A 23,098-nucleotide genomic window follows, 5' to 3' on the forward strand; every position below is an offset into this window, starting at 1 on the left:
ACGGCCGCACCCCCCTTTTGGCTTCCTGCCCCCCCTTCCCGGGTCCCCCGGGACTCAGACCGACTGGAGTTCGAGGTCGAGGTCGATCGCGCACCCGTCGCGGGCCGCCCGGGTGTCGGGATGGTCGACGCCCAAACGGCGGGTGAGGCCGTCGAGGGCGTGGGCGTGGTGTTCGGCGGCCTCGACCGGTCGGCCAAGGACGCGTAGGGTGCGGGCGAGGTTGGCGGCACAGGCCAGTGCGTCCGGGTGCTGCGTGCCGTAGCGGGCACCCAGGTCGGCCAGGGCCTGTTGCAGGAGGGGCAGCGCCGTGCCAGGGCGGCCGGTGTCGGTGTAGGCGTTGGCGAGGTTGATCACCGTCTTGAGGGTGAACGGATGCGTCGGGCCCACGGATCGGCCCAGCGCCTCCGCCGCCGCCTCGCCGCGCACGATGGCAGCCTCGGCGTCACCGCTGGTCCTCAGGTAGAGGGCGAGGTTGGCGGCGCAGGCGAGGGTGAACGGGTGGTCTGCGCCGAGCAGTCGCTCGTACGTGGCGTGGATCTGGATGGTCAGGTCTCGGGCGAGGCCGTGGTCGCTGGCGGCGCTGTGGTCTGCGGCCAGGTTGGCCGCGCAGATCAGAGCGTCCGGTGTGTCCCCGCCGTAGCGTTCCCGGTAGCGCTCGTAGGCGGTGGCGTTCTTCGTACGGGCCTCCTCTAGCCGGCCTGCCCGGCGCAGCGAGACGGCCAGCGAGGTGTCGTTGCGCAGCCGCTCCGGCAGGTCGGGGTCGAGGACTGCGGCGAAGCCGACGGCGACCTCGCTCAGCAGGGCGATCGAGGCCGGAAAGTAGCCGAGGTCGCGCAGGTCGCGGGCGAGGCAGTACTTCGTCGAGAGGGTGGCCGGGTGTCGCAGGCCCAGCACGGCCTCTCGTCGTTGCAGGGTCTCCTGGTCCAGGTCGCGGGCGGCCTGGCTGTCCCCGACCAGCCGGTAGTCGATCGCCAGGTTGTTGGCCATGGCCAGGGTGCGCGGGTTGTCGGCGCCGAAGAGTGTGGTGAGGCGGGCGTAGGTGTCGAGGTCGAGCGCGAGCGCGGGTTGGAAGCGGCCCAGGCCCCGTAGGTCGGCGGCCAGTGACCCGGCGGTCATCAGGGCGTCCGGGTGGTGTTCGCCGAGGGTGGTCCGCTGGCGTTCCAGGACGTCTTCGTCCAGCGTCAGCGCTTCGGTGTAACGTCCCAGTGAGCGACGGATGTTGGCGTGGTGGAAGCGCAGCCGCAGGTTCTGTGGGTCGTCCGGGCCGAGTTTGTCGGTCCATACCGGGATGAGGGTTTCGCTCAGGCGGTCGGCGCTGTGCAGTTCAGCGCGCTTCCACAGGTAGCGGACGCGGTCGATGAGCAGTTGCCGGGGCTGTGGGGCGTCGCATTGGTGGGTGGCGCAGGCGGTCAGGTGCGGCCAGATCTCCTCCAGCGCGGGCCAGCTGGCCGGATTGTCGATGTCGTGGTCGGCGGGGCGTGCGGCGGCCAGGATGAGGTGGACGTCGTGGGCGGCCCCGCGCTGCTCCTCTGCGGTCATTGTGCTGCGGATGACCGCCTGGACGAGCCGGTGCAGTTGGATGCCGGTGCTGTCGACCCGGGCGAGGGAGTAGCGTCCGATCTTCTTGATAGCTGCGCCGAGGTTGATCTGGGTGGCTGGTCCGTCGGCCCGCTCTCCGTAGAGCGCGTGGAGTATCTGCTCGTTGTCGTAGACGAGCCGGGTGGAGATGGGCTCGGGGGCGAAGAACGCGCACAGCTGCAGCAGGCGGGCGGCCGCGGGGGCCTCGGTGCGCAGCCGGGTGATCGAGACGTTCCAGGCGGCTGCCACCGTGGCGGGGTAGTCCACTGGTCGGCCCATTGAGAGTACCTGGGCGGCCGCTCTGCGTAGTTGGGCCAGGTAGGAGTCGACGGGCATGCCGGTGGCGTCCAGCCAGGCGGCGGCCACCTCGATCGCCAGGGGGAGGTCGCCGAGTTCGTGGGCCACCGCGTCGGCGTTCGGTTCGGTCAGGCCTGCGACGCGGCGGCGCAGGTGCTCGATGCTCTCGCGGCGGGTGAAGACGTCCACGGCGAGGGCCTCGGCCACCCGGTTCCACTCCGGGTTGCGGGAGGTGACCAGGATGTGGCCCGAGCCTCCCGGTAGGAACGGGAGGATCTCGGCGGGGTCGTCGGCGTTGTCGAAGATCAGCAGCCAGCGGGCGGCCGGGGTGCCCCGCCGCAGGGCGGTCAGGGCGGAGTTGGCGGCCTCGGCGACCGAGTCGCCGACCGGCAGGCCGAGTTCGCGTGCCAGGTCGGCGAGCGTGGGGCCGATCAGCTCGGGCTGTTCGGCGTCGATCCACCAGACCAGGTCGTACTCGGCTGCGAACCGGTGCGCGTACTCCAACGCGATCTGTGTCTTGCCGATCCCGCCGAGGCCGTAGAGGGTCTGGGAGCTGGGCAGGACGGCCGCCATTGCGCCGCCGAGCTGCCGGTGTAGGTGTTCCAGGACCGTGCTGCGGCCGGTGAACGACAGGTGGCGGGGCGGGGCCTTGAAGTGGGCCGGGCCTGTACCGGGGTAACGCAGGCCGGTGAGGTCGGGTGGTCGCGGTGCGCCGCCGAGTGCGGCGAACAGGGCGGCGGCGGCCTGTTCGGGGCGGTGGCCGGTCAGCTCGACGGTCGGGCCCGAGGGGTGGGAGGCCGGCGGCGACGCGGCGTCGATACGTGCCGTCACCAGGGCGTGCTCGACGGGGTCGGCACAGCGCGGCGAGCGTAGGTAGGCGGTGGACAGCAGCACGATCGTGCGGTCCGCGTCGGCTTCCTCGCGAAGTGGGCCGAGTCCTGCCGCGGTCAGGACGGCCTCGATCCACCGGGCCCAGACCTCGTCCTCCGGGGCGTGACGTAGGGCGATGCCGGTGGCCGGGGCCGGTGGGGCGCACAGCGGGCAGGGCACGTGCCGGCGCAGCTGTACGGATCCGCGGTGCAGGCCGTGCGGGTGTGGTGGCGGGCCGGAGCCGGCCTCGATCAGTTGGTCGGCGGCGGCGCACAGCTCGCCCGGTCGGCCGCCTGCCGCGTCGGCGGCTGCGGTCAGTTCGGACTCCGGGGCGCCGAGGTCGTGGACGGCGAGGCGGTCGGCCAGGTAGCCGACGGACTCCCGCGTGGTGAAGTGGCGCACGGGGAGCGTCGCGCGCCGTCGGGTGCGCAGTTGCCGGTCCGTGCTGCGGGTGGTCACCACGAGTTCGCTGCTGGGGGCCGGGTCCGGCCACAGGTCATGGATGTCTCTGCGGTCGGCCAACGCGTCGAGGATCAGCAGCCACCGGCGGTTCGTGGTGTGCAGCCACGCGAGGAAGGCTGTTGCGGCGTCGGGTCCTTGGGCCAGCCCGAGGTGAGCGGCCGCCCGGGCGTAACTGTCCCGTACGGCGGTCCGGCTCGATGCGTCGGTCCACAGGAGCAGGTCCACGGTGCCTTCCCGCAGGGCGGACTGGGCGCGGTGGGCGGCGGCCTGGGTCTTGCCGGTGCCTTGCGGTCCGCTCAGTACCGTGGCGGTGCCCGTGTGCAGGGCGCGGTCGACGCAGGGGCGGTGGTGGTAGCAGTCCGCGACCGTGGGGACGGTGCCGATCTGCATCGGCCAGGTGAGGGCCGGTGGGGTGGTGGGACTGTGGAGGTGGATGTCGCCGCGGACGCTCCCGGCCACCACGCCGCCGGAGTTGACGAGGTCGTGCTGGCTGCGCACGCCGGTTCGCGGACCGGCGGGGCCGTGCTCGGCTCCGGGGACGGTCAGCGCGGGTCCGTTCCCGGCGGGGTAGGGCGGTCGGGTGCGCCGATGGTGACCGAGCCGCTGAAGTCCCGGCCGATCGCGCCGCCCTGGTTGTCGATGTCCCGGCCGGCGGTGACTCCACTGTTGTCGGCGTGGACCTGGGGAGCGGGGTCGGCGGGGGCGGGGACCAGCAGGGCGCGCAGTTGCTCGGCGGCCTGGTCCTGTTCGGCCGGTTCCAGTCCTTCCAGGAAGTCGGCCAGCCGGGTCTGCCAGGTGTGTTCCTGTCGCTGTGCGAGGGCTGCCCGTTCCTGCGGGGCTGCGGCTTCCAGTTCCTGACTGGTCCGGTCGAGGCGTGCCTGGGCGAGGCGTTCGTCCTCGGTCCGCCCGCGGCCTAGCAGGCGGGCGATCCGTTCCCGGGTGGCCGTCCACACGTCCGTTCCGGCGGCCTGGACGATCCCGGTGCCCCCGGCCGCAGCCAGTGCGCTCAACGTCTCCGACAGCATTCCCGGCTACCCTCTATCCCTCGGTGGTGCTCCTTGCAGAACTGACCGACATTCAACTCCAATGGCTCCATCGAAAGAAGACCGCCGTCCCGCCGCCGTCCGCGCCGCGGCCGTGTCCCGGCGGGCAACCCGCTCACCGGCGTCTACCTGCGCGCGCTGTCCGAGCTGGACGAGCGCGGTGCCGACCTGCCGGATATCTTCGGCCTGCAGCATCGGATGCGACTGGTCGCAACCGGTGTTGGCGCAGGTCCGACCGGACGAGGAGCGGCTTCTCGTCCTATGTCACCTGCTCGCCCGCTACGCGATGAAGGCCGAGGCGATGTGGAGGCCGCCCGGCAGGGGCTGGGTGAGGAGCACCTGGCCGAGTCCGCCCGTCTGGAGGAGGCCGAGCAACAGGCTGCCCACGCCGTCTGGGCCGACGGGTACTGGGCCGAGCTGTCCGGCGAGGACCGGGTCGCTGCCCGCGGCCGGCTTCAGCACATCGACGACGAGCCGGTCGCGGCTGGTGCGGCGTAGCGGAGGCCCGGGCGGCCTTGGCGGAACTCGGTCCCTGCCCGCTGCCGCCCGGCTCAGTGCGGTGGCTGGGAGCGCTGTGCGTACAAGGCAGCCGCCATGCTGACGGTCCGCCAGGCCAGGTCCGTTCTCGTGTGCAGCTCGCCGGGAGAGCCTGTCAGGCGTAGGGATGTCAGGTCGCCGTCGGTGGCCTGGACCTCGCGCTTCAGCTGGGCGAGGGAACCTTTGAGGTCGCCGTGGGCAAGGGCGCGGTCCGCGGCGTCGACGTCCGGCCGGTCAGCCGGGCGGCGGCGTTGCTGCTTCCGGTGTCCGTACCTGTCAGCCCTTTCCGGGCAGTCTGCGCCACCGCCGGCAGAACTCCAGGGTCGCTTCGGCCAGCCGGTCCACGAGTGAGAACGGGAACAGCGAGACCGGGCCGGAGTAGGACCTCTCCGCTTCGGGGATGGTTCCGGGGTGCCACCGGAAGTACAGCCTGAGCTCGCCCGGAGTAGTGCCAACCGAGTCCAGGCGCAGCTGCCGGTCCGCCTCGTTCGTGAAGCGTGGCTTCGCCCAGTGCATGGACACCGTGGCGATCGGGGCCTCGCCCGCGGGGGTGCCTGTGAGGGCTATCGACCAGTTGGAGCCGTCCACCCGGTATGGGTAGTTGGCTGCCTGGTCAATGAGGTCGCCCAGGGTGGTCGCTGGGTCGACGGTGAAGTCCCAGTGGTGTGGTGGGTCGTCTCCCGGGTGCACGCTGTCGCGCGTCAGGATCACTCGCATGCCCGGCACGCTAGCCCGCCAGATCCATTATCGTCAATCTGACATAAATGCCTGGTCGGACCGCCTGCCGGACCTGGCCAGAGCAGGCGCCAACGCCAGTCCTGACCTGCCGGTCCGCAGTGCCGTTGGCGGCCGGTACTGTGCGCGGCGGTCCCGAGAAGACGGGCACGGCGACGGCACCGGCGCTCCCTCCCGCGGCTGCCAGCGGTCCCGGTCGGCAAGGGGGCCGCCGGGATGCGCGGCGCGGCGGCAGACCCGCGACCGGCCGCCGAGGAGAACCCGGCCACCGCCGAGCTGCTCACCACCGTCCGGGGCGGCCTGGCGCCGGTCGTAGGCGGCGCGGTTGTCCGGGTTGTCGAGCGCCTCGGTGAGGTAGTGCCGACCGGGGCGGCCGTAGCGCCACCACACCGGCCCGAACGGCCCGTGCCCGGCCAGCAACTCCAGCTGAACCTGGCCACCGCCCGGACGGCCCATCTACGGACGTACTCACCGGCCGCTGACCTGCGCCAACAGCCGGAACTCACCGGCCGGTGCCCGGAACTCACCAACGCCCCGGGCGAAACCCCCCAGCGCAGGTCAGCGGCCTACGCCGGGGTGAGACGGGGTTATGAGCCGTGCCGCTTCTCCTCGGCGGCCGCGACTTCGGCGGCGGCCCGCTCGCGCTCGGCATCGGTGCCGTCCTGTACGACGCGCGGAGCTCGGAATTCGGGATGCCGGCAGCGCCTGAGATGACGGAGGCCGGCACCCCGGCTGTGAGGTCCCGGGGCGCCGGCCGCTTCAGTGTGCGCTCTCCAGACGTACGGACGTGTCGGTTGAGGTGGTTCGGCTTGTCCGCCAGCGGCCGATCCCCGTCCCGCCCGATGGACAGGCGGACGATCCGGCCGCCCGGTCCGGAGAGCGCAGCGCGCCGATGCTCAGCCGCCGCTGCGCGAGCACATGGCGAGGACGAAGAATGCGACGATCACGATGGCGATCCAGCCGAGGCACCCCAGCCCGTCCGGGTTGCCGGGCGCGATCTGCGAGGCACCGCCCGGCTCGAGGTGCGGGTGCAGCCTGGCTCGACGTGCGGGTGCAGCCTGGCGTAGTGATCGAGCAGGTCCTGCTCCGTCGTGGCCTCGGTGGTCCATTCGGTCTTGAATCCGCACTCACCACAGTGTCCGCGGAACTTGGCCATCGCTTTTTCCCCTTACTCCTTGCGTCTCACGTCGCGGCGGGCGTTTTCTGCGGTCGTCACCGACCTTGATCCGCCGTGCGGCTTCCCTCCGGGAAGTCCACCACAGGTGTGGTACCCCGTCCGTGGTGATATAGTCAAGTCGCGGCCAGGAAAGGAAAATTGACGGTGAATCATGATCGACGGGACCTGCTGCGTGATACAGCCATCGATGTGCTGGCCGAGGCGGGCGGGCGCGGGCTGACACACCGGGCCGTCGACACGGCCGCCGGGGTGCCGTCGGGCACCACCAAGAACTACTTCCCCACGCGGGACGCCCTGCTGGGCGCGGTCGCCGAACGGTGCGCCGAGCAGTACCGCATGGTCGCCGAACACATCGCGGCCTCCGGTCCAGGGCCCAGCGACCGCGAGGGCCTGGTGGCCATGCTCGCAGGCCTGCTGGAGAACGTCGCCGGACCGGGCCGCCCCAGAATGCTCGCCTACCTCGAACTCCAGACCGAGGCCACCCGCCGCACCTGGCTGTCAGCGATCCTGGACCCGATCTCCGCCGCCGACTTCACCGCCTTCGAACACGCCCAGCGCGCGGCCGGCCTGCCCGTCACCCCGCAACGATCCGCCGCCGTCACCCTCGCCCTGCACGGCGCCATCCCACACCTGCTCGGCGCCGGCCCCGACACCCTGGCCGCCGCCGGCCTCGACAACCTGGACCGCTTCGTCCGCGGCCTGCTCGCCGCGGTCTACCCGTAACACCCCGATCAGCGCCCCCGGCACCCCGCCGACACCCCTCCGACACCGAGTTCCCCGGCGCGCCGGGCAGGCGCCCGCGACCACCACGACCACCGGCTGGTCGGACCCGCCCCGGCACGTCGGCCACGCGGCGCCCGGCCGAGCAGGCCGGGGCAGTGGTGGATGGCAGGCCGGCGGCGCCGGGCCACGGCGGCGACCGGCCCTCCGGCCGTGCACGGCAGCGCGGCCTGCCGCCAGGCCGGATACCTCCAGCGCCGCTTCGACAGGGACCTGCCCGCCCCTGCGTGCCGAAAGCCCGCACCCTCCTGGCCGGCCTCGACGACGACGAACGGGCGCAACGGGCCCCGCGAGGCACGGGCGGCCCGGCGGTCACGGTGTCCGTCGGCGGCGGGCTCGTGGGCGTTGCGGGTGGCCGGCCACGTGCGGGCGCGGCGCATCTCCTCAACGTGTGTGACCGCGTCGGCCGGTGTCGCGCCCGGCTGAGGGTGTGGCGTCGAGCTTCGATCGGTCAACCCGGGTTCGCTGTGCGGCGGGTGCCGGTTCGCCCGCCTCGGCGCCGTTGCTCGGAAAGTCCCCACTTCCGCGGTGACGTGCGTGATCGGACGGGTCTTGCCATGTTCGATCCACCGGTGGCGGCCTTCTGGGGACAGTGGCGCGTTTTACGTGGGTCACGGTGCCGTCGGGGCGCTGCGGGAGGTGTGGTGTTGTGCGCGGGTGACGATGAGTGAGACGTTCTGTCCGCCGAAGCCGAATGAGTTGCTGAGCACGGCCTTCTGGGGGGCGTCTCGTCGCGCTGTGGCGACATCGAGATCGATGTCGGGTGCGATGCCGGCTGCGGTGAGGTTGCGGGTCGGCGGGATGACGCCGTGTTCCACGCTGAGGACGGCGATGAGCGCCTCTATTGCGCCGGCCGCGCCGAAGAGGTGGCCGAGTGCCGCTTTGGGGGCAGTGACGGTGGCGCGACCGAAGACCTGTCTGATCGCGTGCGCCTCCGCGGTGTCGCCGGCCGGGGTTCCGGTGGCGTGGGCGTTGATGTGGCTGATCTGCTCGGGAGTCAAACCGGCTTGGGCGAGGGCCTTGCGCATGGCGGCGACCTGGCCGGAGCCGTCGGGAGCGGGCGCCGTGATGTGGTGGGCGTCGGCGGCGATGCCGGCTCCCGCGAGCACCGCGTGGACGTGTGCGCGCCGGCGGCCGGCATGCTCGGCGCTTTCGAGTACCAGGACGGCGGCGCCTTCGCTGAGGACGAATCCGCTGCGGTCCCCGGCGAAGGGGCGGGACGCTGAGGCGGGTTCGGCGGTGTACCGCGACAGTGCTTGCGCCTGGGCGAAGCCGGCGACGGTGATCGGGGTGATCGCGGCCTCGGTCCCGCCCGCGATGACCACGTCCGCCTCGCCGGCACGGATGAGCCTGGCCCCCAGGGCGATCGCCTCGGCGCCGGAGGAGCATGCCGAGACAGGGGTGTAGGCCCCGGCCCGTGCGCCGTATTCGATGCTGATCAGCGCCGCTGCCGCGTTGGGCATGAGCATCGGTACCGTGCGTGGCGAGACGCGCCGTGTCCCGGCCGTCTCCAGTACGTCGTCTTCCTTCAGCAGTGTCCGTACGCCCCCGATGCCCGTGCCGATCGCTGACGCGAGCCGGTGCGGGTCCACCTGCGGGGCGCCGGCGTCGGCCCAGGCTTCCGCCGCTGCGGTGAAGGCCGCCTGCTGTGAGCGGTCGAGCCGCCTGGCCTGCGCCGGCGGCAGCGACTGGGCGGGGTCGATCGCCATCGTGCCTGCGGCGGTGTCGGGAAGGCCGGCGTCCTCGTGGCCGCGCAGGGCGCCGCCGCGGATGCCCGACCGCCCCGCGAGCAGGGCTTGCCAGGTGGACTCCACGTCTGCGCCCAGTGGTGTGATCGCGCCGAGCCCGGTGACGACGACTTCGGTCCTGTGCATGCCACTCAACCTTTCTTGTATGCGATACAAGCGAACGGGCCTAGTTGTATCACATACAATTCGGGTGTGGAGAAGAAGCGAACCGAAGCCCGACCAACACCGGCCCGGTCGCGTGACCGCGGTCGCGCGACCAGACGCCAGCTGATCGAGGCGACTGCACGGCTCTGCAAGGAGCGGCCCGGCGCCGAGGTGAGCGTCGCGGAGATCGCGAACGCGGCAGGCGCCTTCCCCAACCAGGTCACCTACCACTTCGGCTCCAAGGACTCCCTGCTCGTGCACGCCGCCTTTCTCGGCCTGCTGCACGACGCCCGACGGATCGAGCGCATCGGCCGCCAGGCCCCCGATGCGGCGGCATTTCGGCGCAACATCGCCCGCGCCGTACTGGCCATGCCCTCGCTCCCACCGGTCGCACGGGCACTCGCCGCCGGGATCTCCAAACCCGAACTCGCCCCCGTCGTCGACCGGCACCTCCAGCTGCTGTTCCGGCAGTCCGAGCGCTTCGTGAGCCAGCTCATCGACCGTCGCGGCTGGAAGGTCCGCCGACCGCTCGACGTGGAGGCCAGGACGTTCTGGAGCACCGCGCTCGGCGCAGTGCTGCTCGTCCGCGCCGGAGCACACGGCACCGTCGCCGACCTCGACCTCGCCGGAGCACTGACCATCCACGACGAACCCGAACACAGCTAGGACGGTTGAACGGGCCTGCGGCGACGACGTACGCGGCTCCCGCGCCAAGGCGGAATCGTCACGCGAAGGCGGCCCCGTCACGCGAAGGCGGCCCCGTCACGCGAAGGCGGCCCCGTCACGGCCGGCATGTTCGCCGTCGGCATGTTCGCGGCCGGCATGCTCGCCGTCACCGACGAACCCCGTCGCGGCCGGAGCAAGGCGTCGAGAACCTGCTCGCCGGCAACAGCCAGGCCTGTTTCAGAAGTGGATCAACGGCCGTCGTCCAGCCTGGCGTAGCGAAGCGAAGCGAGCCAGCCCCCGTCCTGGAACCCGGCAGGAGCCTCCTCCTCCCACGGGTCGATCCCGCGACGCTCCAGTTCGCCTAACCGGCGATCCCGCCGCGGCTCGGGAAGGCCCTGCCCGCACCAAGGGCAGAAGCCGACCACGATGCCCGATGCGCCATCGTCACGGATGATCAACCCGCACTCGTGGAATCCGGCGCTGAACCGAATCAGTGCGTCCGGGCAGCCGAAGGGGCCGCCGTGCCGGCCGCCATGCCAGTCCACCGGCTCGCCACCGCCTCACAGCAGTCGGGACGGGCCGGGGCACGGGCGGGGCGGAGGCAGGGCGCGGGCGGCCGCCCGGTCCTCTTCTCACCCCGATCCGCCTGCGCAAACCACCGCACCCGGGCTCCCGCGGACCCGTCCGCCAGGCTTGCCGGTTCACGGCGCCCGGTCTCGACTGACGCTGACCGTTACCGTTCCGCGCGGCGAGGCGGGGGCGGGGGTCAGATGAGCACCTCCACGATCTGGGCGCAGCGCGCCGGGTCCTCGGTGAAGCCGGCGCGCAGGCCCCACATCCAGTACTCGGCGGCTCGCAGCAGTGCCCATTTGCGGGCGCGGTCGGGGTCGAGGTCCGCGGCGTCGGCCAGGGCGTCGATGCCCCACTGGACGCGGGAGGAGCCGAGTTCGTCGAACCGGCTCCACAGCAGGGGTGCGACCTGGTATTCGAGGACGCCGCGCACGATCAGCGGGTCGACGACGGACCAGTGCCCGTCGAGGGTGCGCAGGACCTGGTCGTAGTGGAGGTCGTTGTTGACCAGGACGGTGTAGTCGTCGTGGGACAGTTCCTCGGCCAGGTCCAGTGCGCGGTCGAGTGTGTGTCGGGGTATCGGGCGGCCGAGTTCTTCCCACTGGGCGGGGAGTTCCCGCCGGTGGCCCGCGGCGATGTCTGCGGTCGTGCGCAGGCCGTGGGGTGGCTCGATGGCCAGCCGCCGCAGCAGTGTCCCGATCACGGGGACCGCCTGTGTCAGTGGTACGTCCCGGAGCGGGCGGGTGTGGTCGAGGCGTTGCAGCAGCATGACGCCCGCCGCGGTGTCGGCGTCGAGCAGGCGGACCGCGCCGCGGCCGTCCCACAGGCGCAGCGCGAGTACCTGTTCCTGCATCTGCCGGTCGGGCCACGTCACTTTCAGTGCCAGCGGCTCGCCGACCCGGCCGACCGGCACGACGAGGCTGTTGTAGCCGTGCATGGGCGGCCCGTCGGCCGTCAGGTCCCAGCGCTCGCACCATTGGGCGACGGTGTCCGGCAGGGCCGTCAGCCACCGGCGGCCCGCCTCGCCCTCGTGCTGCCAGCGGCCGAAGGCCCGAAGGGACTCGGGTACCTGCGTCAGGCTGTGTTGTTGCGGACTCCCAGAAGTCACAGCGTCTCCATACAGCGTCTCCGCTACGGCCTGGTTCCAGGCCTCGTCGTCGCACTGTCCCTAGCCGATCCCTCGACGCGGTTGCAGTGCATTGCGGTGCGGCACGGGTGCGGCGCGTCCGCAGGGGCGGTCGAGCCGACAGGAGATCCTACGCAGCGGCTCCCCGGATGCCCTTGCGTGTCCTGGCAGTTCACGGCGAGTGCCGGAGAACCCCGTACGGATTCAGGACGGGTGCACCTGCGCAGAGGCACTGCGCCACCCGTAAGCCGCATCCACGACCTCACGGGACAGAACACCTGACACCGACCGTTCTGTGGCCCGGACGGGCGGCCGCCGGGAAGCACCCCCTGGCCGTCCCTGCCCCCCTACACCCGGGAAACAGTCCCCGACCGTCCCACAGCCCGGGCGGGCAGCCGCCGGGCGGGGTTGTGCAACAGGTCGTCAACAGGTTTCCGTGAAACGGCCACGCGACCGTGGCCCGTGGGCGGATCATGTTCGGGTGCCGATCATCCCGAACCCGCCCCCGTCCCCGCCCGCCAGGCCCCCCTCCTGGGAGGACCGGCTGGAGACCTGGGTCGGGATATGCGCCGCCCGACTCTCCTTGTGGGGCCACGACTTCACCGACGGAGCATGGCCCGACACCGAAGACCTCGCCGTCCTCCTCGCCCGGACCGTGCACGAAGTCGCCGACATCCCCTCGATGCGGCCGGCCCACCACGCCCTGACCGCCGCACTCGCCCGCGTCCACGCCGCCGAACGCTGGCTCCGCCCCTACAACGCGGCCTCTCCCTCCATGGCCTGCCACCACCTTCGCCAGGCCGCCGAACACCTCCACACCGCCCACCGCCACCTCACCGACACCGCACCCCAAGGCCGCCCCAGCCCACCACCCCGACGGGACCCCGCTTCCCCAAACCCCTGACCACACCAGCCAGACCAGCCGCCAGACGGACCGACAACCCGACAACGGACCATCAACCCGGCCCGCGAGGAAACGAGGCGGCGAGGACGCGACCCCGACGACAGACGGCGAAGCGAGGCAGCGGCGGGCAGCCGACAACAGGACCCGGACAACAGACCACAAGCGACACCGACGCCAAAGAGAGCAGCGACTGAGACGACATCACCACCGAGGCGCAGCAGAACAGGGCATGGGGCACGGCCGGGAACCATGGATGGGCTGCGGGAACAAGGCCCGGTCGGACGGGGCGCAGCCGGGCAGGCCACGCGGCACCGGGCAGCCCCGATGGCGCGAAACGGGAAATCCTCCTGTAGTGGATAGCTTCCAAGGGTCACCCGGATGAGAGCACGCCGAAGAATTTCCGGTCCGGCGGCGCTGACGGGGCGTGATGCCCACCGGTACCGGCGACCCCGGGGACAGGTGATCATGAGGCCATCCACCCGCGCACGACTGTCCCTCGTCCCCACCGGGCCGGCCCACGGCAGCCAGGGCCGTCACCGATGGCAGACCAGACCAGCAAGCCCCCCGCCCCAAGGGACAAAGACAGCCGGGACAGGCCACGCAGCAACCGCGGAACAGCCAGAACGGGGTTGGTTCAGGGGCTCGGGCGGTTGCGTCTGGTGGCCGTGTGGAGGAAGCGCAGGGAGATGGCGAGGCCGGCAACGGCGGCGGTGGCCACGAGGATCATCGTGGGCTGGAGGGCGTCGTCGGGGTAATGGCTGCCGGTGACGCGTGAGGCCTCGGGGTCGTCGGCTGCGACCTCCAGCGGGACCGTCGCACCGATGCCCGACGACCTGACGCCGTGCAGCGTGAGGGAGTCGGTGCTGTAGTCGCGGTCGGCAACCCGGTAGGTGAGCGTGTACCTCGTTCCGCCCTTCATGGCCACAGCAGCGGTGATGGTCGCGTCCACCCGTAGCGGTGCGGCGTCGATGCGGCTCGCCGTCCGCCATTGCGACAGTGCCGCGACCGTGCTGAGAACCAGCGCCAGCAGTGCCGCCAGGACACCGGTCAACGGGAGGAACCACGCGCGGCGGATCAACGATCTCATGGTCTGCCACGCTACGCGCCGTCACAACGGTGAGTCGAGGAGTACCCAGCCCCCGTCTAGCCGGACGGACTTCGTTCCGCGGCTGCGCGGTGATGGATGACCGGCCAGCCGAGGCCGACCGGACGGTGTCCGGCCGCCTGTCCCGCCAGCACTCGCACACCAGCAGGCCCGTCTGAACACCGCGCAGCACCGGTGTCGATGGCCTGCAGGGTGAACCAGGCCGCCCGGCGGCGGACCCGGCACCGGGTGACGACGAACACCGGCCACACGGGAGCTCCGAGGGGACGGAACACCACCACGCCCTTGACCCTGCCACCGACATGCCGTTAGCGTCGCCACGCGTCATCTCACGAACTGGATCTCCGAAAAAAGTCTTCATGCCTCGCAGGTCACCGGGCGAGATAAGGTCCCACCTGCCGCAGCGCTTCCCCCGCGACCGACCCGCAGTCGTCCGCCGGCCTCCTGTCATCCGAGGGCTTTCGGCCGGCGCCAATCGCCAGATCGCCCGGTTCGAGCAGGTCTACGGACTACACCCTGGCACTGTCGCCCACGCATTCGGGAGCTGGGCCCGAACCGGCCGGCGCCCGCGTCGCGACCTGGCGCCGTGGTACGGATACGACGATACGGACCTGCCGAGCGGGTACTACCACGTCAGAACCCTGCTGGAACGGGCCGTCCGGGCCCTGCGGACCCGGGCCCGCCGAGAACTGCGCAGAGAACTCGGGCCTCTCGACGAACGCATCCTCGCCCGGACAGTCAACGACCCGTTCGCACCAGGTGACCTTCCCTGGTGGAAACGACAGATCGAGATATGACGAGAGGAGAACACGGACGGGCACCGGTCCGTCGGCCACCCTGGCCGGCACCACCGAAAACCCACCTTCTGGTCCCTCACGGACCGCCTGCTTCACGAGCTACTGCTGCTGGTCGGACGAGGGAGCGACGCACCGAGGAACCGGTGGAGTAGGAGGAGGACTGGGCGACGCCGCGGGAGAAGCGGTCGCCGTCGCCGTCATCGAGAGCCCCTGGCTCGAAGCCAGCACCGCACGCGGCGACGCCGGCGAGTGGCGCAGACTCTCGCTCCCCCCACGGACGAGGCCTGGTCGAATACGTCATCGACGCGGCTGCCGCCGGCGAGGGCCCGTTCCTGCGGGTGCTGTTCCTCGGCGACGGCCCCGGCGCCGTGGGACGACGGCTGTGCGCGGCGGCCCGGGCCGTGTGGGCGGTCCGTGCCGGCTCGGACGGCGGCGGTACGGCGAGGGGTCCCACCGGCCGGTGGGACCCCTGCGCGTGGGTGGGTCAGCCCGCTGCCCCCGCCGTCGGCCGGACGGCGACCGCATCGATCTCGAAGAGCATCCCCGGCAGGGCGAGCGAGGCGACCCCGCTGAGCGTCTGCGCGGGCAGCCGGTCGCCCCAGGCCCCGGCCAGGGCCTTGCCGAGGACGGCCAGCTTCTGCGGGTCGTGGTCGACGACGTACGAGCCGAGCCGGACCACGTGCTCGAAGCCGAGGCCGACCCCGGCGAGCGCGGTGCGCAGGTTGGCGAGGGCGAGCTCCGCCTGCTCATCGATGCGCGGCCCCGACCCCCTACCAGCGGAACACGACCACACCCGCCGCCCATCCCGCCCGACCACGCACTCGAGACGGAGCAGCCGATGCCCACCTGGGACGAGATGTGCGCCGCCGCAGGCGAAGTCCGCGACCTCTACGACGAGATCAACCGGCGCAAGCTGGGCCGCACCTGGGGCCTATCGGACTTCGTCCTCGGTTTCACCGGCGACGTCGGCGACCTCGCGAAGCTGGTCATGGCCCACCAGGGCCACCGCGCCGACGTGGCCGCGAGTGCCGGGGCGATCGGCCACGAACTGTCCGACTGCCTGTTCTCGCTCATGGTCATCGCCCAGGAGACCGGTGTCGACCTCGCAGGCCGCTTCACCACCGACATGGCCGCCCTCGCCGCCCGCCTCCGCCCCGGGCAGCCGTCACCAGCCGCTCGCCCGGCCCCCGCCGAACAAGGAGGGCCTGCCGTGCCACCCCTGCCGTCCCTGCTCGCCGTGCTCGCGCACCCGGACGACGAATCGCTGCTCGTCGGCGGCGCCCTCGCCCAGCACGCCGCGTCCGGGGCCCGGACGGCCGTCGTCACCGCTACCTGGGCCGAGGACAGCCACCGCGCCGCCGAACTCGCCGAGGCCCTGGACATCCTGGGCGCCGGCGGACCGAGGATGCTCGGCTACGCCGACGCCCGCGTCCCGCAGTCCGCTCCCGGCCGGCCGCGGCTGTGCGACGCTCCCGTCGACCGCGTGGTCGAGGACATCGTGCGGCACATCCGAGCGGTTCGGCCCGACATCGTGCTGACCCACGACGCCTACGGGCAACTGACCGGCCACCCGGACCACCGGCAGACCCACCGGGCGACCCTGCTGGCCATCGCCGCCTCCGGACTCGAACACCTCTACCCGGACGCCGGGGAACCCTGGCAGCCCGCCGCCGTCCACCTGGCCACCCACCCCCACTCGGCGATCGCCGACCTCGGGCCCCTCCTGAACCGGGTCGGCAAATCCGTGCTGAGCGTCCCGGACACCCGGGCCGACATGACATGCGACGTACGCCAGTGGCTGGACCATAAATGGGCCGCGATCACAGCCCACCGCAGCCAAGTCGAGGCAGAGCGCCCGCTCCCCGGAATCCTGGCCCGCCTGCCCGAGGACGTCAGGTACCGGATCCTCGGAACCGAGCACTACACGTCACTCACCGCGCCACCTCGGCACTCCCCGGTTCCCGACGGGACCGGCCCGACGAACCGACAGACACCATCACTCAACCCCTGATGCCGGTAACCGCCGTCCCGCCAGCCGGACGACACCGAGCCGGCAGCGGCAGACTGACGCCGGTACGGGCGGTGCCCGCGCTCTGAGCAGGCAAGGCCCGCCATGAATCCCGCTGCCAGAAGGCCGGCTCGTCACCGCGGACCACACCCCGGCGGAACAGGTCCAAGACCACGTACACGAACTGACGGCCCGTACGCGGACCTGTGGACCACGCTCGTCGCCTACCACAGACGCCCGGGGCAGGGCACGGGTATCGCCAACCAGAGCGAGCCGTACCAGCCCAGCGCAGCGACCCGGTTCGAAGCCACGGACGACCAGCGCCCCGAGGTGCTCCCGGCACTGCGGGAGGAGCTCGCGGGCGAGGGCTTCAAGATCACCTTTGCCGAGTCCGGTTCGGCCACCGAGTCCGCCCCGGCCCCCGCAAACCCGACCATTACACCGTTGCGGCGGGCAGGGCGAAGCCCGGCCAGGGCATCGGCGTCATCGTCACCCTGCCATGCCAGGCCTCGCCCACCGGCGCGGCTTCGCCCGCTCCGACGGCCACCAGCTGAGACATTGCCGGAAAGTCAAGTGGCCACTCGTTCTTGAGGTCCCCGGCGAGGCGGCAGGCCGTTCCGTCTCCCGTGCGGAACGGCCCGCCGACGGCTCCCGCTACTTCAGCAGGAGGTCGTACACCGCCTGCCGTCCGGCCGGGTTCGCCACCCGGTTCCGCACCGAGTGCGCCACCCCGGGCACGATCAAGATCTGCGGGTCGTGCGCCAACTCGGCCTTCTGGTAAAGCATTTCGTACGGCATGGCCAGGTCCCGGTCGCCGCCGAGCAGCAGCACCGGCACGTCCGGCAGCTCGGCCAGGGTGGTCCCGGCGGCCACCGCGACGGCGCCCGGCAGAGCAGCGGTGCGGCCGCGCTTGCTCGTCGTGTTCGTCCTTCCGGTCGCGGCGCGTCCGTGCTGACGCGGTCACAGAAGCAGCCTGCGCCCCGGGGCACTTCGATAGCGGGCATTCGAGCCGGATTCGACCAGGAACGGACCGTCAGGACCCGGAGGGCCCCGGCAGGCGGACGGAAGCGTCCTGTCGGGCGTGTCCGCTACGCCTCCACGTCTCCTGCTCCGCTCCCCGCGTCCCGCGTGCAGGTGCCGATCCGCCCCGGAACCGTGCGCCGCTGTTCCACGGGGTCCGGCGCCACGCCGGACCCCGGCGCGCTGCCGTGAGCGTGCGCGACTCATCCCCGCAGGTGAGGATCGCTTCGACGACCCGGGGCCACCGGCCGACCCGACACCCCAGCCAACCGAGTAGCCGCACCGCGGCTTCCGTCGAGCGACGTGCCCGGCAGGGGCCGCGGTGGTTTCGGGACGCAGCCGACTGACCTGCTGCTCGGGGTGACCCTGCATGGGCTGGACGTGGGGCGGTGGCTGGAGCGGCAGCCTCAGCACATCGTGTGGCACAGGCTCATGGACAAGCAACAGAGGCGGCTGGCCGCACTCGGGGTGGAGCCGCTGGCGGCCCCGGCCGGAACCGGGGCAGGCCCAGCGAAGGGCGCGGCGGCGACGAAGACTGGCGGCGGGAAGGTGAGTGTGTTCGACCGCGGCCTGGTCGCCCTCGCCCGGTACCGCGAACCCCCGCAACAGCAAACGTCGGTCTCCGAAACCAGTCTCGGAGACCGACGTCACCTACCGCAGTCGATCAGTCACTTTCGCCGACACCGCCGTCGGCTCGCCGGGTCGTTTGAGGACCAACCCTATGAAGGCTTGCTGAAGACGAACTTCTTGGGGCGATCGACGGAGATCGGGACGTAGATCCCGCCTCCGGCGTTCTTACCCGCGACACGCAGCCAGGCACCCTGCTTGGAACCAGCCGTCTCGCCCAGACTGAGCTTGATGTCCTGGTCCTCCCCGCTGTCCTTCTTCTCCAGCGTCCATGTCCCGTTCCCGGTGAAGAACTCGACGGGGGTCTCGTCGTCGGACGCGAAGGAGGTGGGGAAGTTCGCCGTCGCCAGCGTGCCATCCGCACGCAACGTCAGCTCCGCCCCCTGGCGGCCGTGCCAGATGCCGACGAGATCGCTCTCCTTCGCCGAACCGCCGGACGGGGCGGCGGTCGTGAGGATCCAGACGACCAGGGCCACGATGGCGCACGGCACAGAAATCAGGGCGATTGCTTTTCTTTTCATCGAGCACTCAGTGTCTCGGACCAGGTCGCGTTCTGCGTCTTCGTCGACATGGGACCGCCAACCCAGTCCGCAAACGAGTTGATCGGCCCACCGACCCACGAGTCCCACGCATCACGCAGGAACGGCGGGTGTACGAGCGAGTTGAACGTCGTGTCGTTCTTCACGTGGATCTCCACCTCCACCCCTCCTCCTTGATCATCCCTGGAAAGGATCTTGAAATCATAATTATATGATCCCACGAAAATGGACGTCGAGCTGCCATACTTCCCGTCGGTCATGGTCTTGTCGATCCAGGCGGTGAGCCCAAACGTCTGCAATGAGGCCGCATCGCTCAGGAGTCGGCCGACGCCCTCCTTGCCCAGAACCGAGTAGCCGCCCTTACCGCTCTGGTTTCCTTCCTTGATCGATTTAAGGATTTCCTGGCGGACGACATCCATGGAGTGGTCCTTACGGAGCTGCTCGGTGAACTCGTCTCCAGCCGTGTAGTTGACCGTCTTGTCGCCCGTCCCGAAAAGCCACTGGAAGCCCAGCTTCAGCGCACCCGGCTTGGAACCCTTTCCCGCCGGTTCCACCTGTGCCCGTGCCAGCACCTCCCGCATCCACTGGAGCTGCATCCGGGCTTCCTCGTCGACCTGCGCCTCCTGACCCCTGCGCTTCTCGTCCTCCGCGAGACGCAGGAGGTCCTCGGCGCGCTGTTTGGCGATGTGGATGGCGAAAGCCTCCCTCTGAGCCACAGCCGCAGCCGCCGAGTCCTTACCTGCGGCCTCGGCCGAGCCCCGCGCCCTGCCCGCCGCAGCATAGGCAGAGGACGCCGAGGCCTTGGCGTACGCGGTCGAGACCCGAGCCTGCGACGCGGAGTAGGACGCCTTGTCGGCGTCCCGGCGAGCGGCAGTCACTGCCGTAGCAGCGGTCTTAGCGGCGCGAACGGCCTGGCCCGCAGAGTCTTCGGCGCTCTTGGCCGCCCCCTGAGCCTGCTTCGTGTATTCGCCCGCCTTCTGCGCGGAGGCCTTGGCCTGAGCGGCGTACAGGTCGGCGTTCGCCGAGGCGTCCTCGGCCCGGGCAGCGGCTTCGAGAGCGGTGGCGGCGTCCTGCTGCGCGGTGGCCGCGATGCCGGCCGCCCCTGCGATCAAGCGGTCCACCTGGGCCGCGTGAGTCGCGGCAAGCTTGTCCTTACGTTCCGCCATGTACTGGCCAGAGCCGATGAACTCGTGCAGCAGTACGGCCGGCCCCTCAAGAGCGGCCTTGGCCCCCTGCTTCACCTCCGGCCCCCCACTGCTGGTCAGCTGGGCGGCTCGCACGCGCTCGTCGAGCTCGCGTGCGCTGTACTGGCCCGTGCTCAGGAACTCGCGGAGCTTGTCGGGGGAACCGTCCTGCAACGCCGCCTTGGAGGCCTCCTGCACAGCCGGGCCACCCACGCTCTTCACCTGGAGCGTCCTGAGCGTGTACTCGCCCAGTGCCGCCTGGTACTGCCCTGTGCGCAGGAAGTCCGAGATGGTGTTGACGTCACCGCTGAGGGCCTTCTGCGCAGCCTCGCGGACCGCGCCGGAAAGACCGTCGGATGCGACGTAGTCGACTCGGGCATACTGGTCCTGCTCAACGGCCTTCTGCCGTCCGTTCACCACGTACTCGCGTACCGCCTGGTCGGAGCCGCCCAGGGCGGCCTCGGCGGCCGTCTGGCTCCACGGCCCCTGTGTCTTCAACGCGGACAGGGCCACCTTGCGCCCCGTCAACACGGTCTGCTGCGGATCTGCACCGGGGGCCGAGGCGTCTGCGGCCAGTTTGGCCACCTGGGCCTCTTCGTCCTTCGCCTCCCGCGTTACACGCTCCTGCTCGGCCTTGCTCTCGTCCTCCGCGCTCTTGAACTCCCTGGCCTGTTCTATCGCCATCGTCGCACGGGTCTTGCGTTCCTCCTCCTCCGTCCTGCGCGCCAGATCCCGAGTTGCCCCCGCCTTGTCCACTGCGGCGCTGGCGGTGTCGGCTGCCTCCTTCGCGGCAGCGGCGTGCACCTTGGACTGGGCCGCCGCCGTCGAGGCGTCGCCCGCGTTCTTCGCGGCGCTCTCTGCCGCATCGGCGGCCTTCCTGGCGTGTTCTGCGGCGGATACAGCCAGCGCACGGGCCTCGTTCGCCGCGCGCGCCGACTCGCCTGCGAGAGCGGATGCCGCGTTAGCCGCGCGGATCGCCTCACCTGCTTGGCGCCTGGCCTGCTCCGCTGCCGCGTTGGCCTTCGCCGAACTCGCCCCGGCGGACTGCGCAAGGCTGCCGGCCCGAGAGGCGGAATCGGCCGCGGCGTTGGCATTGGCACCAGCGCTGGCCGCGGCCTGCGCCGCGCGCCCGGCTTGCTCGGCGGCCGTTCCAGCCGATTCCGCCGCCTTCGCAGCCTCGTCTGCCCCTGCAGCGGCATTGCGGGCGTCTTCCGCCGCCTTACGCGCAGCGGAGGCGTTGGAAGCGTCCCTGGCCGCGCCCGCCGCTGCGCCACGGGCCCGTGTTGCAGCCTGCGCCGCTCCAGAGGCCGCCGCCGCCGCCTGCGAAGCAGCGTTCGCCGCGACCCGGGCCGAAGCACTCGCCGCGCGGGCGGCACCTATGGCTTGCTGCGCGGCCCGCGTGGCGCCGCCGGCGGCCTCCGCCGCGAGCCCAGCCGCACCTGCCGCACGCCCGGCGTCCGTACGGGCCGCCTCTGTTTCCTGCGCGGCCGTCTGCGCCACCTCCTTGGCCAGCTGAGAAGCGTCAACCGCGCGGTCGGAGGCCTCCTTGGCTGCGTCCTTCTCCCGCTTGGCCTGGTCTCCCGCTTCTTTCGCCTGTTGTGCCAACTGCTCGACCGTCGACCGTTCCTGATCTCTGGCGCGAGCCACATGCTGGCCCACCTCAAGGAACTCACGGATGTCATCGGGAGAGCCGCTGACGGCAAGCTTGGCCGCTTGCCTGGTCGCCGGACCCGCCGTACTGAGGATCTGCATGGCCCGAACCCGCTCGTCCAGCTCCCGTGATGCATACTGGCCGGCACGCAGGAACTCACGCACGTCGTCGATCGACCCGGCGAGGGCGGTCTTGCCCGCGTCACGGACCGCTGGACCGCCGGTGCTGACGATCTGGCCCGCCCTGATCCGCTGGTCCAGTTCCAGCGGCTTCTCCCAACCGTCCTTCACGAAGCTGCGCAGTTCCTGCGGGGAGCCTCCCAATGCCTTCTTCGCCGTCTCCCGGACGTTGCCACCGCCTATGGAGAGGATCCGCATCACCTCAAGCCGGTCGTCCAGCGCTCCGGCCGACTCCCTCCCGCTGTCCAGGAAGCGCCTGACGTCCACGTCACTTCCGGTAAGGGCGGCCTCCGCCGCTGCCTTCACGGAGGTTCCCCCCTCCTTCCAGAACTCGACCGCACGCCCCCGGTCGGTCACCGTAGCGGCGCTCTCGGCCTCCCCGCCGTCCTGCGTCGCCGCCGCTGCGGGACTCGCCCCCATGATCCCCGCTGCCAACGTCAGCGGCACCAGCCGCGCACACGCAGAACGCATTCCACGCGGCCAGATCTCCCCCACACTTTTAGAGCGGCCTTCATTCTTCATAAACTGACTCTCTCTCAGGAATTGAAACTCCCCCACCCGATCAGGCCGCCACACCGAGCAGGCCGGGAGAAGGCAGGTGGCGCGGCAGGCCGAACACGAAGGCGCCACAGGGCGCCATCCGGCTTTACATGATCAATCACGCAGGTGCCATCCAATCAAAAACACCCTCACGCCATGATCATTTTCAGGCGACCCCCCCCTCCATCCCGGGGCATCAACAGGGCCTGATGGGGTGTTTTCTCGTGGTGACAGATTCTATACACATGATTTAATATCTCTTTACGCACGGCGTCTGATCCTCCGTGCACCAATCAGAGAGGGAACCGTGATATCTCGTACACGCGCTGCGCTGGTCGTCGGCTTCAGCACTGCCGCAGTGGCTCTCGGAGCCACCGCCCTCGCCACGGCCGCTGGAACCACTTCCCCGGCCCCGAGCACCACTCCCCCGCCAGCGGTGGAGGACTTCTCCTACCCGGGGGCGGGCCGGGTTCTCAAGGACAAGGGCCTCAAGCTGATCTCTGGCGACGGGCACATCATGCTGGCCGAGTGCGGCAGCCAATGGAGCATCAAGGTTCAGGCAAGCAAGAACAACAGCTTCACCGAGTACTGCTTCAACGTCTCCGGTGGAACCGGCTACCTGGCGCTGGAGGTGCCCGGCACCTTCGGCCTCTGGAATGACGACCACAACCTGCGCGCCACTCTCACCAGTGACGGGAAGACCAAGACCATCGATGTGGCCAAGGACGACGTGACGACCGTCGGCGAAGCCGACATCCCCTCCGGAGGCAAGAAGGCAACCCTCGTCGAGTTGCGCGTCACCGGCTGAGCA

Annotated in this window: 17 protein-coding genes and 1 pseudogene; 6 read left to right on the top strand and 12 right to left on the bottom strand. The window is 71.0% G+C overall.

The window, feature by feature from the left end; genetic code table 11:
- Positions 1 to 54: 54 nt before the first annotated feature.
- The gene (gene fxsT, locus ACFVX9_RS16345) at positions 55 to 3,705 is read right to left on the bottom strand and encodes an FxSxx-COOH system tetratricopeptide repeat protein (RefSeq protein ID WP_387982141.1); all 3,651 of its coding nucleotides are present in this window, start codon (positions 3,703 to 3,705) and stop codon (positions 55 to 57) included.
- A gap of 44 nt (positions 3,706 to 3,749) precedes the next feature.
- A complete protein-coding gene (locus tag ACFVX9_RS16350) occupies positions 3,750 to 4,232 on the bottom strand; it encodes a hypothetical protein (protein WP_387982143.1) in 483 nt (160 codons plus the stop codon).
- 321 nt (positions 4,233 to 4,553) lie between these two features.
- Here ACFVX9_RS16350 and ACFVX9_RS16355 point away from each other — a divergent pair, with 321 nt between their 5' ends.
- Complete coding sequence (locus tag ACFVX9_RS16355) at positions 4,554 to 4,748, top strand: hypothetical protein (protein ID WP_387982145.1); 195 nt, start codon at positions 4,554 to 4,556, stop codon at positions 4,746 to 4,748.
- 315 nt (positions 4,749 to 5,063) lie between these two features.
- Here the strand turns inward: ACFVX9_RS16355 and ACFVX9_RS16360 are convergent, their stop codons facing one another.
- Entirely contained in the window at positions 5,064 to 5,504 is a 441-nt protein-coding gene (locus ACFVX9_RS16360; protein WP_380378929.1) for a hypothetical protein, read from the bottom strand.
- Positions 5,505 to 6,843: 1,339 nt separating this feature from the next.
- Between ACFVX9_RS16360 and ACFVX9_RS16365 the strand changes: the two genes are divergently transcribed.
- Positions 6,844 to 7,422 (top strand): TetR/AcrR family transcriptional regulator, encoded by a 579-nt coding sequence (locus tag ACFVX9_RS16365; RefSeq protein WP_380342249.1) that lies wholly within the window; start codon positions 6,844 to 6,846, stop codon positions 7,420 to 7,422.
- A 668-nt stretch (positions 7,423 to 8,090) separates the two neighbouring features.
- Here ACFVX9_RS16365 and ACFVX9_RS16370 read toward each other — a convergent pair.
- Positions 8,091 to 9,353: a beta-ketoacyl-[acyl-carrier-protein] synthase family protein gene (locus ACFVX9_RS16370; RefSeq protein WP_387982146.1), complete on the bottom strand. Its 1,263-nt coding sequence runs from the start codon at positions 9,351 to 9,353 to the stop codon at positions 8,091 to 8,093.
- A 66-nt stretch (positions 9,354 to 9,419) separates the two neighbouring features.
- Here ACFVX9_RS16370 and ACFVX9_RS16375 point away from each other — a divergent pair, with 66 nt between their 5' ends.
- Complete coding sequence (locus ACFVX9_RS16375) at positions 9,420 to 10,037, top strand: TetR/AcrR family transcriptional regulator C-terminal domain-containing protein (RefSeq protein ID WP_387982148.1); 618 nt, start codon at positions 9,420 to 9,422, stop codon at positions 10,035 to 10,037.
- A gap of 248 nt (positions 10,038 to 10,285) precedes the next feature.
- On the opposite strand, the gene ACFVX9_RS16380 is transcribed toward ACFVX9_RS16375, so the two are convergent.
- The gene (locus ACFVX9_RS16380; protein ID WP_387982150.1) at positions 10,286 to 10,582 is read right to left on the bottom strand and encodes a DUF6980 family protein; all 297 of its coding nucleotides are present in this window, start codon (positions 10,580 to 10,582) and stop codon (positions 10,286 to 10,288) included.
- Positions 10,583 to 10,803: 221 nt separating this feature from the next.
- Positions 10,804 to 11,715, bottom strand: a complete 912-nt coding sequence (locus ACFVX9_RS16385) for an aminoglycoside phosphotransferase family protein (protein WP_387982151.1) — start codon at positions 11,713 to 11,715, stop codon at positions 10,804 to 10,806.
- A 499-nt stretch (positions 11,716 to 12,214) separates the two neighbouring features.
- Between ACFVX9_RS16385 and ACFVX9_RS16390 the strand changes: the two genes are divergently transcribed.
- Positions 12,215 to 12,637, top strand: coding sequence for a hypothetical protein (locus tag ACFVX9_RS16390; RefSeq protein WP_387982152.1), 423 nt, complete (start codon positions 12,215 to 12,217; stop codon positions 12,635 to 12,637).
- Positions 12,638 to 13,271: 634 nt separating this feature from the next.
- On the opposite strand, the gene ACFVX9_RS16395 is transcribed toward ACFVX9_RS16390, so the two are convergent.
- Both ACFVX9_RS16395 and ACFVX9_RS16400 read right to left on the bottom strand, forming a co-directional pair.
- The gene (locus ACFVX9_RS16395) at positions 13,272 to 13,724 is read right to left on the bottom strand and encodes a hypothetical protein (protein WP_380380312.1); all 453 of its coding nucleotides are present in this window, start codon (positions 13,722 to 13,724) and stop codon (positions 13,272 to 13,274) included.
- Between the two features lie 1,299 nt (positions 13,725 to 15,023).
- A pseudogene (locus ACFVX9_RS16400) lies at positions 15,024 to 15,284 on the bottom strand (RidA family protein); the annotation flags it as partial.
- A 474-nt stretch (positions 15,285 to 15,758) separates the two neighbouring features.
- On the opposite strand from ACFVX9_RS16400, the gene ACFVX9_RS16405 reads away from it, so the two are divergent.
- Positions 15,759 to 16,550 carry a PIG-L deacetylase family protein gene (locus ACFVX9_RS16405; protein WP_387982246.1) on the top strand — a complete coding sequence of 264 codons (792 nt, stop codon included), beginning with the start codon at positions 15,759 to 15,761 and terminating at the stop codon, positions 16,548 to 16,550.
- 433 nt (positions 16,551 to 16,983) lie between these two features.
- On the opposite strand, the gene ACFVX9_RS16410 is transcribed toward ACFVX9_RS16405, so the two are convergent.
- The 4 genes from ACFVX9_RS16410 to ACFVX9_RS16425 form a co-directional block, all read right to left on the bottom strand.
- Positions 16,984 to 17,106 carry a hypothetical protein gene (locus ACFVX9_RS16410; protein ID WP_380486900.1) on the bottom strand — a complete coding sequence of 41 codons (123 nt, stop codon included), beginning with the start codon at positions 17,104 to 17,106 and terminating at the stop codon, positions 16,984 to 16,986.
- A 95-nt stretch (positions 17,107 to 17,201) separates the two neighbouring features.
- Entirely contained in the window at positions 17,202 to 17,420 is a 219-nt protein-coding gene (locus ACFVX9_RS16415) for a hypothetical protein (protein ID WP_380486898.1), read from the bottom strand.
- 866 nt (positions 17,421 to 18,286) lie between these two features.
- Positions 18,287 to 18,670 (bottom strand): hypothetical protein, encoded by a 384-nt coding sequence (locus ACFVX9_RS16420; RefSeq protein WP_387982153.1) that lies wholly within the window; start codon positions 18,668 to 18,670, stop codon positions 18,287 to 18,289.
- Between the two features lie 41 nt (positions 18,671 to 18,711).
- Positions 18,712 to 22,269 (bottom strand): ALF repeat-containing protein, encoded by a 3,558-nt coding sequence (locus tag ACFVX9_RS16425; RefSeq protein WP_380486894.1) that lies wholly within the window; start codon positions 22,267 to 22,269, stop codon positions 18,712 to 18,714.
- A gap of 454 nt (positions 22,270 to 22,723) precedes the next feature.
- Here ACFVX9_RS16425 and ACFVX9_RS16430 point away from each other — a divergent pair, with 454 nt between their 5' ends.
- Positions 22,724 to 23,095 (top strand): hypothetical protein, encoded by a 372-nt coding sequence (locus tag ACFVX9_RS16430; protein WP_380486892.1) that lies wholly within the window; start codon positions 22,724 to 22,726, stop codon positions 23,093 to 23,095.
- Positions 23,096 to 23,098 lie beyond the last annotated feature (3 nt).

Origin of the sequence: Kitasatospora sp. NPDC058243, assembly GCF_042882025.1 — a bacterium.
Classification (GTDB): Bacteria; Actinomycetota; Actinomycetes; order Streptomycetales; family Streptomycetaceae; genus Kitasatospora.

Excerpts from the sequence above, each read along its gene's own strand:
- ACFVX9_RS16350 (WP_387982143.1), bottom strand. The coding sequence starts at position 4,232 with ATGCTGTCGGAGACGTTGAGCGCACTGGCTGCGGCCGGGGGCACCGGG.
- ACFVX9_RS16425 (WP_380486894.1), bottom strand. The coding sequence starts at position 22,269 with ATGAAGAATGAAGGCCGCTCTAAAAGTGTGGGGGAGATCTGGCCGCGT.
- ACFVX9_RS16410 (WP_380486900.1), bottom strand. The coding sequence starts at position 17,106 with ATGTCTCAGCTGGTGGCCGTCGGAGCGGGCGAAGCCGCGCCGGTGGGC.
- ACFVX9_RS16370 (WP_387982146.1), bottom strand. The coding sequence starts at position 9,353 with ATGCACAGGACCGAAGTCGTCGTCACCGGGCTCGGCGCGATCACACCA.
- ACFVX9_RS16360 (WP_380378929.1), bottom strand. The coding sequence starts at position 5,504 with ATGCGAGTGATCCTGACGCGCGACAGCGTGCACCCGGGAGACGACCCA.
- ACFVX9_RS16395 (WP_380380312.1), bottom strand. The coding sequence starts at position 13,724 with ATGAGATCGTTGATCCGCCGCGCGTGGTTCCTCCCGTTGACCGGTGTC.